This is a genomic window from Faecalimicrobium sp. JNUCC 81, from assembly GCF_053667625.1.
Map to the genome: position 1 here is coordinate 2173437 of NZ_CM132203.1, position 15779 is coordinate 2189215.

General features: G+C 27.4%; 13 protein-coding genes. All 13 read right to left on the reverse strand.

What is annotated here, in order from left to right:
- Window positions 1-32 precede the first annotated feature (32 nt).
- The 13 genes from JNUCC81_RS10745 to JNUCC81_RS10805 all read right to left on the reverse strand — a co-directional run bounded on the left by JNUCC81_RS10745 (window position 33) and on the right by JNUCC81_RS10805 (window position 15682).
- Window positions 33-638: an ABC transporter ATP-binding protein gene (locus tag JNUCC81_RS10745; protein ID WP_454093468.1), complete on the reverse strand. Its 606-nt coding sequence runs from the start codon at window positions 636-638 to the stop codon at window positions 33-35.
- Window positions 628-1569: an oligopeptide/dipeptide ABC transporter ATP-binding protein gene (locus tag JNUCC81_RS10750; protein WP_454093469.1), complete on the reverse strand. Its 942-nt coding sequence runs from the start codon at window positions 1567-1569 to the stop codon at window positions 628-630. The genes JNUCC81_RS10745 and JNUCC81_RS10750 overlap by 11 nt, the downstream gene beginning before the upstream one ends.
- Before the next feature lie 31 nt (window positions 1570-1600).
- Complete coding sequence (locus JNUCC81_RS10755) at window positions 1601-2479, reverse strand: ABC transporter permease (RefSeq protein WP_454093470.1); 879 nt, start codon at window positions 2477-2479, stop codon at window positions 1601-1603.
- The gene (locus JNUCC81_RS10760) at window positions 2476-3468 is read right to left on the reverse strand and encodes an ABC transporter permease (RefSeq protein WP_454093471.1); all 993 of its coding nucleotides are present in this window, start codon (window positions 3466-3468) and stop codon (window positions 2476-2478) included. Before JNUCC81_RS10760 ends, JNUCC81_RS10755 begins: the two co-directional genes overlap by 4 nt.
- 18 nt (window positions 3469-3486) lie before the next feature.
- Window positions 3487-5100, reverse strand: coding sequence for an ABC transporter substrate-binding protein (locus tag JNUCC81_RS10765; RefSeq protein ID WP_454093472.1), 1614 nt, complete (start codon window positions 5098-5100; stop codon window positions 3487-3489).
- A gap of 233 nt (window positions 5101-5333) precedes the next feature.
- A complete protein-coding gene (locus JNUCC81_RS10770; RefSeq protein ID WP_454093473.1) occupies window positions 5334-6929 on the reverse strand; it encodes a putative ABC transporter permease subunit in 1596 nt (531 codons plus the stop codon).
- Window positions 6922-7632, reverse strand: coding sequence for an ABC transporter ATP-binding protein (locus JNUCC81_RS10775; protein WP_454093474.1), 711 nt, complete (start codon window positions 7630-7632; stop codon window positions 6922-6924). Before JNUCC81_RS10775 ends, JNUCC81_RS10770 begins: the two co-directional genes overlap by 8 nt.
- A gap of 241 nt (window positions 7633-7873) precedes the next feature.
- Window positions 7874-10438, reverse strand: a complete 2565-nt coding sequence (locus tag JNUCC81_RS10780; protein WP_454093475.1) for an ABC transporter permease — start codon at window positions 10436-10438, stop codon at window positions 7874-7876.
- On the reverse strand, window positions 10425-11114 hold the full coding sequence (locus JNUCC81_RS10785) for an ABC transporter ATP-binding protein (protein WP_454093476.1): 690 nt from the start codon (window positions 11112-11114) through the stop codon (window positions 10425-10427). The genes JNUCC81_RS10780 and JNUCC81_RS10785 overlap by 14 nt, the downstream gene beginning before the upstream one ends.
- Window positions 11115-11334: 220 nt before the next feature.
- Window positions 11335-12399 (reverse strand): sensor histidine kinase, encoded by a 1065-nt coding sequence (locus JNUCC81_RS10790; protein WP_454093477.1) that lies wholly within the window; start codon window positions 12397-12399, stop codon window positions 11335-11337.
- Window positions 12389-13084 carry a response regulator transcription factor gene (locus JNUCC81_RS10795; protein WP_454093478.1) on the reverse strand — a complete coding sequence of 232 codons (696 nt, stop codon included), beginning with the start codon at window positions 13082-13084 and terminating at the stop codon, window positions 12389-12391. The genes JNUCC81_RS10790 and JNUCC81_RS10795 overlap by 11 nt, the downstream gene beginning before the upstream one ends.
- Window positions 13085-13352: 268 nt before the next feature.
- Window positions 13353-14087, reverse strand: coding sequence for an ATP-binding cassette domain-containing protein (locus tag JNUCC81_RS10800; RefSeq protein ID WP_454093479.1), 735 nt, complete (start codon window positions 14085-14087; stop codon window positions 13353-13355).
- An 8-nt stretch (window positions 14088-14095) separates the two neighbouring features.
- Window positions 14096-15682 carry an ABC transporter permease/substrate-binding protein gene (locus tag JNUCC81_RS10805; RefSeq protein ID WP_454093480.1) on the reverse strand — a complete coding sequence of 529 codons (1587 nt, stop codon included), beginning with the start codon at window positions 15680-15682 and terminating at the stop codon, window positions 14096-14098.
- Between the last annotated feature and the right edge of the window lie 97 nt (window positions 15683-15779).

Here is a 15779-nt window from a genome sequence, read left to right on the forward strand (position 1 = left end):
TGATGTTTTTATTTATAAATATATTATTCTTATTATTTTTGAAACTTAGTTAAATCAACAAGTCTATCGCATATTTTGTCTAATATTGCTTTTTCATGACTTATTACCACAAGTCCTATATTTTGCTTTTTGACAATATCAAGTACAACATTTAGTATTTGAGCTTGAGTTATTGCATCAAGCATTGTTGTCATCTCATCAGCTATTAAAAACTTAGTTTGAGGTGATAGCGCTCTTGCAACACAAAATCTTTGTAGCTCTCCACCTGATAATTCATTTGGCCATCTATTTAGCCATTCATCTTCTATTCCTATATCATTTAATAGTTTTTTTGAAGGTGTATATGCTTCATTTAATATATCTCTCATCTTCCATTTAGGGTTTACTGCTTTTTCTGGATGTTGAAATATTAATTGAACTTGATTATACCTACCATCTTTCCCATCTTCTAAAACAACTTTTCCCTTATTTGGACTTTTGTAACCCGCTAATATTTTTGCAAGTGTAGTTTTACCATATCCACTAGGTGCAACTAAGCCAACAATCTCACCTTCATTTATAGTAAAGTCTACATTCTTTAGTATAAAATCATCTTCATCATTGTATTTAAAACTTACTTTTTCAGCTCTAAGTTGCATGTATACACCTCACTATCCCGTCTCTTATGATTTTAGCTTTAGGTCTAACTGTTATACATTCACTAGTTACCTTATCACACCTATTATTAAATAAGCATCCTTTAGGTAATTCATTTGGAAGAGGTTGAGATCCTTTTATTGGCTTAAATTCATTTTGAGGAAGTGCATTCCATAAAGCTTTTGAGTAAGGATGCCTTAAGTTTTCACCATTTCCTCTAAAATCTTTTGCACTTGCTACTTCAAGAGTTGTTCCAGCATAAAATACTGCTATTTTATCTGCTACTTTTAAAGCTGCATTTATATCATGAGTTATCATAAGAACTGCACAACCTTTATCTGCAATTTCTCTAAAGTGAGATAGTGCTTCATTTAATGATTTTTCATCAAGACCTGGAGTTGGCTCATCAGCTATTATAACTTTACTATTTGAAACAAGAGCTGTTGATAGTAATACTTTTCTAGCCATACCACCTGACAGTTGAAATGGATATAGCTTATCAACTTTTTCATCAAGACTATATTTCTTAAATACGTTTCTTTGTATTTTGTTTGCTTTTTCTTTTTGTTCTATTGATATTTTTACTTGATTTGAAACTTTCATAAGAGGATCTAAATAGTTTACTGACTGAGGTATTAATACTATTTCTTTTCCTCTTAAATTCATCTTATCTTTTTTACTTAAAACTTTATCTTTATAAATTATTTTTCCTTGAGTACTGGAATTATGAGGAAGTATTCCAAGTATAGCATGTGCTAGTAAGCTTTTGCCCGAACCACTTGAGCCTACAACAGCAGTTATTTCACCTTCATAAAGATCTAAATCAAGCCCTGTTATTACATTTAGTTCACGCCTTCTAAGACCTTTTGTATACTGCGAAAAAGAAACACCTAAATTTTTTACTTGTAATATTGGCTTTATACTTTCTTTCATTGAAATACTCACCTACTTTCATTTATATAAATTATTTATAAGCAGTCTTAGGATCTATAAGTTTTCTTAAATTTTGCCCAGTTGTATCTACCATCATAGATGCTATAAGTAGTACTAACCCTGGGAAAAATGCTAACCACCAATATCCAGTTGATAAATATTTCATAGATTCAGATAATATTATTCCTATTGCTGGTTCATGAGGTGATAGTCCAAAACCTAAAAATGTTATAGATGCTTCATGAAGTACTGCATGAGGAAATATTAAAAGAGTTCCCACTAATAACTGAGGTAATATATGTGGTAATATATGTTTCTTTGCTATGTATATATTTGACTTACCAAAGTTTTTTGATATTTGAACATACTCTGAAGATTTTATTTGCATTACTTCTGACCTTATTAATCTTGCTAAAGACGGCCAGTGAGTAAGGGCAACCCCTATAACGACTCCCTTAAGTCCTCCACCTACTGCAAAACATATTAATATTATTAATAATATATGAGGTACACTTAACACTAAATCTACAAACCAACTTATTATAGAGTCAACTATCTTACCACAAGTAGCAGACATAATGCCAAGTATTAATGCCATTATCCCACTAAGAAAACTAGATAATAAACCTATTTTTATACTTAATGTTATTCCTTTCATAGTTCTTGCAAACATATCTCTTCCCATCCAGTCCGTACCAAATAAATGATTTATGCTTGGTGCTAAATTCTTCTTTGAAAAGTTTACTGCTAAATCCATATCATTAACATTGCTACCTATTATAAGTGTTGTTAAGATTACTAAAGTACAAAACACTATTAAAGATATTGTCCTTTCTCTAGCTCCAAACTTAATTTTTTTGCTTTTTTCAATTACAGGAGGATTTTTAACTTTTACTGCTTCTTCCATCATATCTTGTATCCCTCCTTAATCCTTGGGTCTACTACTCTATATAATAAATCGGCTATTAAATTTCCACTATATACAAATATTGCACTTATAATAACAATTCCCATAAGAAGTGGTAAGTCTCCTTTTAAACCTGCATCAACTGTTGCTTGCCCAAGTCCTGGATATGAAAATACTTGTTCTGCAAATATAGTTCCAGCAAATAATTCACTAAAAGATAAAAATTGAAGAGTTATAGCTGGAAGTGCAATATTTCTTATAACATGGTTAAATACTATTTTTTTAGTACTTTCTCCCCTTGCCTTTGCAAACAATATATATTCGCTTTGTAGTATTTCGATAACTTTTTCTCTTGTATGTAGACAAATATTTGCAACACCTATTATTGATAAGGTCATAGCTGGAAGTATCATATGTTTTATCATGCTAAACATTGTAACTTCCTCACTTAAAACTCCTATTGGAACACCTAGCCCTATAGGAAATAATTTTAAGTTTACTGCAAATACCATAAGTAAAAGTAATCCTAGCCAAAATGTTGGTGTTGATATTAATATATAACAATATCCTTTTATAAATTTATCTACGATTTTTCCTTCATTAACACCTGATATAATTCCTAAAATAAACCCTAATACCCCAGAAAGTACCCACGCTACAACCATCAGCCCAAGAGATGCCATAAATCTTTCTCCTATAACTTCTATAACAGGTCTTCTAAATATTAAAGAAGTACCAAAGTCTCCTTGAGCTAGTGAGCTAAACCAATTAGTAAATCTTTCTAAAGGGGGGGCATTAAGCCCCCAATACTCTGCTATTTTTAGTTTTTGCTCTGGAGTTACAGATAAATCTGCTCCTACATAAGCTCTTATAGGGTCAATTGGAGATGCCTCCATCAGGATAAATGTAAGAATGCATAGTGCAGTTAATAAAGTTATTAATCTAAATATTTTTTTACCTGCAAATAAACCTATACTTTCTTTTTTAGCCATTTATTTTCCCCCTTAAATTTATTTCCATTTCCACTGTGTTATATTTTCAAGGATAGCCCCACCATGTGGTTGTGGCTTAGGAGTTCCTATATCTAAATCTTTATTCATTATAAATAAGTGATTTACATTTGTTAACCATGCCCATGGTGCATCTCCTGCTGGCGCTATACCAGTTTTACCATCCCATTGAGCTTTCTTCCAAAACTCTAAAGCTTCTTCTTCACTTTTACTTGTCATTGCTTTATTTATATACTCATCAACTTTTTCGTTTTTATAAAATCCTGTATTATACCAATCTACACCTGAGTTTTTACTGTGGAATAATTGGAATATAAGAGCTGGATCATGCTCACCCCAACCTAATATAACTGGTTCTGAGTGAATTACTTCCATAGCATTATCCCAAGTTCTAGCTTCTGGTACTGCATTTATTCCTATTTCTTTTAATTTTTCACTAACTGCTAGTGCCATTTCTTGTCTATGCTTTGTTTCCATTATGTAACATAATTTAAATTCAGCCTTTAAACCGTTCTTTTCAACAATTCCATCATTGTCACTATCTTTCCATCCAGCATCAGCTAATATTTTTTTAGCTTTTTCTATATCACCATCTTTTATTTCAACTTCGCTATTATACCAAGGCATAGCTTCTAGCCCTACATATGACGGTGTACCATATCCTGATAATACCCCTTCAACTAATTCATTTCTATCGATTCCATAGTTTATTGCTTGACGTATCGCTAAGTCACTAGTTACGTCATTTCCTATTGGATTTTTATCTTTAGTCTTTTTACCACTCTTTACAGTTGGGAAAGTAATACCTAAGTTTTCAATGCTATCAACTTCTCTTAATACTTTACCGTCTATCTTTTGATCTGCAAAAGATGCTGGTATTGAAGCCATATCTACTTCATCAGATTTTAAAGCTGCAAGTGCTGCATCACTGTCTAAAAATAACATTGTAAGTTTTTTAATACTTGGCTTTTCTCCATAGTAATCTTCATTAGCTTCAACTATTATTTGTTGACCTTTATCCCATTGAACAAATTTATATGGTCCTGATGTTACAGGGTTTGTAGCATATTTATCATTATGTAAATCTTTTGGTACTATACCTATATTTATTAATTTATTAACAAATGTAGATTGTGGCTCTTTTAACTTAAATTCTACTGTATATTCATCAATCGCTTTTATACTCTCTACTGATGTTAAATCTACAACAGATGCTGATTTACCTGCTGTTTCAAAAGTATATGCCACATCTTCTGCTGTTAGCTTACTTCCATCTGTAAATTTTACATCATCTCTTATTTTTACAGTCCATGTTAATTTATCATCACTTACACTATATTCTGTTGCAAGATCATTTTTTATTTTCATATCCTTATCTCTAGTAAGTAAAGTACTAAAAAATACTCTAGTTACTGCATGGTGTCCCCCTGTTGTTGGATCTAATCCTTCTGGTTCTGAACCAACTGATACCACTAATTCATTATTCTCTTTTCTTGAGTTTACCTTAGTGCTACCTTCCCCTTTACTTTCTGGTTTTGTACTAGAACATCCAACTAGTAAAGATGTTGTCATAACTACTGTCAAAGACATAGCTAAAAACTTTTTTAATTTCATCCCTTTATCCCCCTTGTTAGTGTTGATTAAATTAAAAAATTATAATTTTTACACAAAAAAAGAAGATTTTAAGTCTAAAAATAAACCTAAAACCTTCATGGTTTTGTTATTAAAAATTATTGCATTTTGATTTCAAGTAAATTGTATTAGGTTAATATTCATATGTCAACTAAATATTCGTTTTATTTACATTTTTCATATTATTAAAAAAATTTAAGACTTAATACTCTTATCTAAATAGCTTTGAAGAGCTTTACTCCTTTATTTTTTATCAGATTATAAAGTATATAGTCTAATGTTAATGTTATAATTGTTCCTATTAATAAATATATATTTAAGTTACTTATATTTAAAATAAAATAAATTCCTGCATATATACCTAAATAAATCATACCTCCAAATAGCACTATCATTATACCTATGCTTCTTTTAACTACTGCTACTTCATTTTTCCAATCTAAATTTGGAAAATGTAAATTTGCAAATAGTCCTGATAATGAAACAAGTATAGACATAGCTATTATTGTAAGTGTCATTATAGCTATGAAACCTAAATCAAATTTTAACTTAAATCCTAAAAGTAAAAAGCATATAATAGGTATTGGAATATTTAAAAGTAAATTCATATATATCTTTGCCTTAAATATATCAGTTTCTTTAATTGGTGATGATTTTAATATCCATAAATTCTTACCTTCAAATGATATAGAACAGTAAGTTGTACAAGACATAATTATTATAAATAATATAGCCACTATTATTTGAGGCTTTATCATATTCATATCTATATTAAGATTAAGCATCATATTTATCTTGTCAGCACCAAATACTAAAATACCAATTGTCATTAAGGTCAAAAGTATAATTCCAACAGATGTATTTAGTACATATATATAAGATGAAAAATATCTACTTATCTCTTTTTTCATAAGAGCCACTGTTGGTGAAGAATATTTAAGCTCTTTTACTTCATAATCCTTTTCTTTATAACTTTCATTCATTTTAGCATTTATATTTCTAAATTGTTTAGAAAATATCTTAACAAATAATAAAAATGGCACTAAAGATATTACTGAAAATATTAATAAAGATATTAAATTGCTATTTTTTAAAGCATCTATAAAATAGTAAGTAGGTGGATATATCCTACTAATTCCATCTATTATTCCTTTGCTATTTTTTAATATATTCATACCTATAGATTCTATTTGAGTGGCAACACCCATATATGCTATAAGTAATAATATACTTCCAATTATTAAAACTGCATTTTTATATTTGAACTTTGATGAAATACCACCTATAAAAAATGAGATAATAGAAGATATAACTATTGGTATTAATGGCATCATTAACATTAATAATACTAAATATATAAAGTAAATTGCACTAATATCAACCTTTATAAAATACACTATAGCTGGTATTAACATAACCCCTAATGAGTATAAATAGTTGGTAAAAAGTAACATCAATATTTTACTACTTAATACAGTTGAGTCTTTTATAGGAAGACTAGTTAACATATCAAAATCTTTAGCATTAAACAAGTATGATGGTGCTTTGTATATTGATGTAAAAAGAGTAAATAGTGTTGAACCCAAAAATCCAATTACTAATAATAGCTCCATTTGATTTATTTGTATTAAAATATCTGAAATTGAAATACACATACAAAATATATAGTAAGCTAGAATACATATTGAAAATAAAATTAGCATTGTAGTTCCTAATATTTTATTTTTTTCCCTTTTATCAGCATTTTTTATATTATTTAATTTGAATTCATTGATTATATTTGTATTTAATAATAAAAGTAAATTATTCATGTTCAATCAACTCCATAAACATATTTTCAAGAGAATTATCTCCCTTTACCTCAGATGTAGTTCCAGATGCTATTATTTTCCCATCTTTGATTATTGCTATTTTATCGCATATCTTTTCAGCTACTTCTAACACATGAGTTGAGAAAAATATACAACCACCTTTTTCGCAAAACTCTTTCATTATTTCTTTTACTGTAAATGAAGCTTTAGGGTCAAGTCCTACAAATGGCTCATCAAGTATTAATACTTTTGGACTGTGTATCAATGCTGATATTATTGCTAATTTTTGTTTCATACCATGTGAGTATGATGATATTAAACTTCCTAAATCTTTTTCTATTTCAAATTCTCTAGAGTACTTTTGTATTAAATCTTGTCTTTTAACTCTCTCTACTTTAAATATATCTGCTATAAAATTAAGATATTGTATTCCTGTAAGAGATTCATAAAGGTCTGGGTTATCTGGTATATATGCTATATCTTGTTTACATTCTATTGGATTAGTTTTTATAGAATGTGAATTTATTAATATATCACCTTTTTCAAAGTCATGTATTCCAACTATTGCCTTTATTGTTGTTGTTTTACCTGCTCCGTTGTGACCTATAAATCCAAATATTTCACCTTTATTTATTTCTAGTGATATATTATCTATTGCTAACTTATTTTTGTACGACTTAGAAACATTTACTAACTTTAACATTTTATCTCCTCCAAAATATAGTTGTTATATATAATATATAACAACTATATTTTTTGTGCAATAACTTTTATTATATTTGTTATACTTTTTATATAACAAAATTTCAAAACTGAAATTTTCACTAGCATATAAAAAATCCCTCTAGTAATTTGTCTACTAGAGGGATTTTTAAACTATTTAATAAGCTATGTTAAATAAAATGCTAATATCGCACATACCTAATAAGTTAGTTAAATACATTTTATTCTGTGGCTCTAATTCTTTCTACTATGCTCTCTCTAGATGTTGATTTATAAACCATTAAAGGAACTATTAAACTTACTAAAAATATTAATACTGTACATATTAATAAAGCTTCTATTGGATAAGTGTATACAGAGTATCTAGTCTTTATAATATTAAATCCTAATAAAGTGGCCATACTACCAAGGGTAATATTTATAAAGGTTATTGTAACCCCGTAATACATACCTTCAAGTATTAACATATTTTTAAGTTGCTTTTTAGTCGTTCCTACTGCTTCAAGCATTGCAAATTCTTGATTTCTTGATATTATATTAGTTGCCATAGTGTTTATAAAATTTAGCACTCCTATTAAACCTATTATAAATACACCACTCATTCCTATAATAGTTATAATAGATTGAGTTTCTTTAGCTTCTTCTATATAGGTTCTCTTTGAGAATATATGAGTGTATGTATTGTTATACTCTTCATTTAAATTTTCTATATTATTTTCTACTTCGTCTACATTTTTATCTGTATTTACTACCACATTTTGTACATATGCTTTTGGTACTATTTTTTTATAATCTTGTTCATTTACGTATACATCCATAGTGAAGTTTTCTCCTGCACCAATTATTGCCATTACCTCAAGTTCATTTTCCGTATATCCTTCTTCTAATGTATCACCTTTAAGATATTTTAACTTAATCTTATCTCCTACTTTTATCTTGCTATTTTCATGACCTCTAATTATTATGTATCCACCTTTGTTAAACTTATCTATATCTAATCCTCCTTCTATTATATTTCCCTCATCATAATAATCTAACATATTCTTTTCTATCATTTCTTTAATTACTCTTCCTGAAGATACTCCAATTATATCTAAAGATACACTTTTGTTCATATCTGCAATTTCTATAAAGTCATGCCCTTGCCAAAATCTTTTTACATGGTCTTCATTTATTGGTTGGCTTAGTAATTCTTCTTTTAATATTCCTTCATAAGCTACACGGCCTAAATAGTCCTTATATATTTTATCTATATTTTTTACTCCATCTAAACTTTTAACATCTTTTATAAATTCTTCATCTATCGGTATCATATTTTCATGTATTCTTGAATTTTGAGCTTCTCCATGTTGTATTTCTATATCACCTACCATCATACCATCTGCTGCTCTTTTTGGATTCATACTACTTATTATAGTTGATACACTTAAAAATATAATACAACTTAAAGACATAGACATCAAAACTAATAATGCTTTTTTCTTATTTCTAAACATATTTGAAAGTGCCATTTTATGAATTTTAGAACCGCTCTTACCTTTTTTTGCTTTACGCTTTATATTACTATCTCTATCGCTATATCTTGTAGCATCTACTTCAGATACGCTACTTGCAAGTTTTGCAGGTTTCATACAAGATATTCTAACAGTTACATATGAAAATATAATAGCTCCTATAAATATAACCGGATTACTTGAATCTATTGATTTTAAACTTGATACAGTAGTTTGTTCCATAGCTATAGGAAGTAATATTTTTCCTATTATAAATCCTAAAAATAGTCCAATTGGTATTGCTATTAATGATAATCTATTAGCTTGATTTATTATTAATCTTTTTAGTTGCTTTGGTGATGTTCCTATAGTCTTAAGTAGACCATAGTGTTTTATATCTTTTACTACTGAAATATAAAATATATTGTATATTAAAAGATATCCACTTGTAAGTATTATAAATACTAATAAAATTATTGGAAGAGCATTTTTTATAAATTCACTAGTGTTTGTTACTTGATTATCTAAAAATGCTGGGTTTACACTATATTTACCTGAATATGGCTTAATATCTTTAACTAAATCTTCAACTTGTTTTTCTAAATTTTTATCATTTTTAAAATTAAAGCTTATACATGTATATCCTACTTCATTGTCTTTTTTGTATTCATTGTAAAAATCATCACTTATATAAGTATCATGAAGTGGCATAGCTGTTGCTGTTTTATATGTAAAATATCCACTTAATCTAAATTTATATGTTTTATTTTCTCCAGTATAAGCGCCCTCTTTAACTACTGGAATATCTATATTTACTTCAGTACCTATTTTATGAGGTAGTTTTAACATATCTAATACTTCTATCGGCATAACTATATCTTCTTTAGATTTTGGTAAACTCCCCTCTATCATCTCTGTGTGTATAGAATTTTTTACACTTTGATTGTCATAAACTGCTAGATTTACAGTTTGAGTTGAAAACTCTGGATTTTTAGCACTATCAATATTTTTAACTGTACCTATGCTACTTTCATCTACACTTTCATTATTTTTTATTGTATCTATCTGACTTTTATCTACATCTTGCATTTGTACATGAGAACTAATACCATATTGCATCATCATATAAGTATTAAAAGAATCCATTATAGATACACCTACTGTAAATAATGATGTAAATAAAACTGTGGTTAATGTTATTGCTAAAATAGATATAATATTTCTTATTTTATTAGCTTTAAAGCTTCTTTTACTTAGCTTTTTTATAATTTCTTGGTTGTTATTTTGTAGCATGGCTTTCACCTCTACTTACAACTTTTCCATCTTCAACTCTTATAATTCTATCTGCCATTTGTGCTATTTGCTCATTATGAGTTATTATTATTATAGTTTGACTAAACTTATCACTAGTTACTTTCAAAAGTCCAAGTACATCTTGTTCAGTTTTACTATCTAGATTTCCTGTTGGCTCATCTGCAAGTATTATAGACGGTTTTGTTGATAAAGCCCTTGCAATTGCAACTCTTTGCTGTTGTCCCCCTGATAAGTTGTTAGGTAGAGAGTCTATCTTTTTACTAAGTCCTAGTATGTTTATTATTTCATTTATATAATCACTATCTACTTTACATCCATCTAGTTCTATTGGTAGTACTATATTTTCATAAACATTAAGTATAGGAACTAGGTTATAGTTTTGAAATACAAATCCAACGTTGCGTCTTCTAAATATTGTAAGTTCCTCATCACTCATTTTAAATACGTTATTGTTTTCAATTATCACTTCTCCTTCACTAGGTCTATCAAGTCCTCCTAGCATATGCAGTAATGTACTTTTACCACTTCCTGATGTACCTACTATAGCAACAAACTCCCCTTTGTTTATACTTATATCAACTCCATCTAGTGCTTTAACTAGACTTTCACCTTTTCCGTAGTATTTTTTTAAGTTCTTACTTTCTAATATTTTCATTAATTAAAATCCCCTTTAAATTTTTTATATTATTAATATCTTTTTAGGATAATTCTATCTAAGTTAATTAACTTTAATTATTAATATACTTAAATGTTATCATATAAATATATTTTAAATCCTCACAGTCTTGTGATATTGTTTGTATAAATCATAACAATATTGAGATATTTAACACAAAAAAGCACTATTAATTAACAGTGCTTATATTTCATATAGTTTAATTTTTCATATATACATAAAAGCTGGTTCCTACTCCTTTTTTAGACTCTACTTTTATATATCCACTTTGCTTATTTATAATCTCTCTTGCTAGATATAACCCAACTCCCACACCTTCTGTATTAGACACATCGCTACTTCTATAAAATCTTTTAAATACATTATTAATCTCATATTCATCTATCCCTATACCATTGTCTATTATACTTATTTTAGTAAATAGCTCCATTTTATCTATCTTTAGATTTATACTTCCATTATCTTTTGTATATTTCACTGAATTTTCAACAATATTAAATATTGCCTCACTAGTCCACTTCTTATCATGATAAAGCTCTAGTTTCTCGTCAATATCCACATTTATAGATATATTTTTTTCTTCTGATTTTAAATATATTCCACTAAGTGCATTTGCAATTGTATCACTTATTCTATGTTTTTCTATATCTAAGGCTATCATTCCACTTTCTAGTCTAGACATTTTTATAAGTGACTTAACTAGCCATTCTAATTTATTGACTTGATTTTGCATATTTTCTAAAAATATTATCTGTTTGTCTCTATCTAGTTCTCTATTTATTAAAGTTTCATTATACATAGAAATATTGGCTATAGGAGTTTTTATTTGGTGAGAAATATCAGATATTAAAGACTTTATATTATCTTTTTCCTCTAAGTATCTTCTATTTTTATTTTCCATAATTTCTATCATATATTTAAATTTATTTTGTATCTTAGAAAGCAAAGTATCTTTATTAGTTTCTAGAATTATTTCTTTATCTTGATATATGAAAGAATCTATATTATCTATAATGCTATCACTAAATTTAACAATATTTAGCCTTATAATGTATACGAATAATACACCTATTATTAGTGATAGTAATCCAAAACAAAGGCTTATATTATTAATATTTTTAACTGCATCAAAAGAATTTGGATAGGTTTTTAAAATAGCATTTGTTTGTTGTTTGATTAAAAAAAATGGTATTGATGATATTATAATGTATAAAATAGAAAAGTTTATATAGCAGTTATTAAAAATACTTTTACTATTTTTCATTCTTTTCACCAACCCACATATATCCCATACCATATACTGTTTTTATGTATTTATAATCAGATGATTTATCTTCTATTTTACTTCTTATTCTATTAATATTTACTGTTAAAGCGTGTTCTTCTATATACTCTCCATCATTATCCCAAATTGCATCTATTAGTGCTTGTCTTGTAACTATTTGATTTTTACACTGTACTAATTTTTTTAGTATTTTGTATTCTATTGGCGATATCACCATATTTACTTTATTTTTAGCTACTATCATTTTTTCGAAGTTAAATTCAAATTCTCCTTCAATTAAAAGTTCTTCAGATTTCTCATTATTGTTACAACGTCTAAGTAAAGCCCCTACTCTTTGCATTAATATATTTATACTGAATGGTTTTGTTATATAGTCATCAGCTCCTATTTTAAACCCATTTATAATGTCTGATTCCATATCACATGCAGTTAGAAACAATATTCCTACATTAGAATTTTTTCTAATTTTTTTACAAAATTCAAATCCATCTCCATCTGGTAGATTTACGTCTAGTATTATTAAGTCTATATTATTTTTATTAAGTTCATTTTCCCCTTCTTTTAAATTGTATGCAGGTATTATATTAAATCCATCTGCTTGTAAATTAAAACATATACCGTTATTTAGCATAGTATCATCTTCTACTATCAATATGTTTTTCATTTTGTTTATTCCCCTTTGTAAATTATATATTTCATTATATTATAAAATGATTATATCATTTTTCAAAATAACTTTTCAAATTCATATTTATATTAATTTTTGCCAATGTTCTTTAATTTAAATTTTAAATATCAGATAACCTTAAATCCTTTATAAATTCTTTAGCCTATTGCTTTATATAAAAATTAAAAATCACCTTATCTATAATTATAGATAAGGTGATTTTTACTCGCTCTCACTTAATAACAATTTTATTTAATAAATATTTTTAAACTACACTACTTACTAAATTTTTTACAAAATCATTATTTGGACTTTTTATTATATCCTCTTCATTACCATGTTGAACTATCTTTCCTTTATCAATTATTACTACTTTACTTCCTAATTTAAAAGCTTCTTTTATATCATGGGTAATAAAAAATATAGTTTTATTTAATTTCTTTTGTATTTTTAATAGTTCATCTTGTAGAGATTTTCTAGTTATTTCATCTACTGCACCAAATGGTTCATCCATAAGTATTATTTCAGGGTCTGAAGCTAATGCTCTTGCAATACCTACACGTTGCCTTTGACCACCACTTAGCTCACTTGGATATCTGTATAGTAAATCTTTATCAAGTTCTACTATATCCATTAATTCATTTACCTTATTTGATACCTTATTTTTATCATTTTTCTCTAAATCAAGCACATAAGATATGTTCTTTTCTACTGTCATGTGTGGGAATAACCCTATATCCTGTATTACATAACCTATATTTCTTCTTAATTTTATAATATCTGTACTATTTATATTTTCACCTTTTACTATAACTTCACCTTTATCCGCTTTTATTAACCCATTTATTAGTTTTAGTGTAGTTGTTTTACCACTTCCTGAACTTCCTATTACCGTTACAAATTCTCCCTTGTGTATATCTAAGTTAAAATCTGATAATATTTCTTTTTCATCATAGCTTTTAAATACGTTTTTAAAAGTTATTATTGGTTTATTACTCATATTTTCACCTACTTTACTAATCCTTTATTTATTAAAAACTCTCTTGCTACTGTGTTATCATCCTTTTTATCTACTTCTACTTCGTAATTCATTTTAACTATATCTTCTTCTTTTATATTATTATCTAGTAGTTTTAATATATCTTTAATTTCTGGATAATCTTTAAGTGTTTCCTCCCTTATAACAGTTCCTGCTAAGTAGCTTGGGAAAAATCCTTTATCATCTATTAAAACTTTATATTGATCATCTTTAAGTTTTGCATCTGTTGTTGAAGCATTTATAACATCAACTTTCTTTGATTCTAGGCCTTGATACTTTAATCCAATATCTAAATCTAATTTATTTTTAAATTTAAATCCATATTCTTTGGCTAGTGCATTATATCCATCTTCTCTTTCAAAGAAATCATACTCTGCACCAAATACTAATTTATCACTTACTTTAGCTAAGTCTGAATAAGTATTTATATTATATTTGTCTGCTGTATCTTTATTTATTACTATTGCATATGTGCTGTTATAACCATATAACCCTAACCAATTAAGGTCATATTTTTCTTTATATCCTTTTTTCACTTCTTCATAAAGTTTAATTGGGTCTTCTATTCTTGATTTTTTCTTAAGAATATACTCCCATGATGTCCCTGTATATTCAGGATAAATATCTATTTCCCCTTTTAGCATTGCTGGATGAATATTTGCTGTTCCTCCACCAATACCTTTTTTTATCTCAACATTTATATCTGTTTTTTCCTCAATTAATTGAGCTAACATTTCAGTTAAAATATATTGTTCTGTCATTGGCTTTGATGCAATAACAATCTTTTTATCTTTTTTAAATATCTTTGGTACAAATATCGATCCTAAAACTATAAGAATAATGATTGCTATTACGATTATAGGCTTTGTATATTTTCTTATTATATTGTTTATTCTTAATATTTTTGTTCTTTTTCCTGTAACTCTATAGTTTATATATTTTTCTATTTTTCTTAATATAGTATCTGTCACTAATGCAATTAGTGCAATTAATAAACTCCCTGCTATTGTCATTGCAGAATTGTTAGTTGTTATACCTCTCCATATGGCAACACCTAAGCCTCCAGCACCTATAAATGATGCAATACCAGCTAATGCTATAGTCATTATTACCATGTTTCTAAATCCTGAAAAAATTACAGGAAGTGCAAGAGGTAATTTAATTTTGTATAAAATTTGGAATCTAGTACTTCCCATTCCTACTGCCGATTCTATAGTTCTTTCATCTATATTTTTTATTCCTGTATGCGTACTTGTTACCATTGGAAGTAGTGCATATACTATAAGAGTTATAATAGCAGTTGTATTACCTACTCCAGAAATAGAAACTAAAAAACCTAATATTGCAATTGAAGGTATAGTATATAAAAAGTTAGTAACTCCTATTATAGGAGATGTTAATTTTTTATTTTCAGATATTAAAATACCTAAACTAATTCCAATTATTGATGCAATTAGTATCGATATTGCTGAAATAGTAATGTGTTGACCTATTAACTCTATAAAAAAATCTGATTTATCTAAGTATAGATTAAATATTTCCTTTATTAATGGCATATTCGCCTCCTTATACATATTTCTATTTATTTAATATAGTTAAAATATATATTTACCCATAAAATAATATGCTAAAATTAATATCTTTAAAAGTATG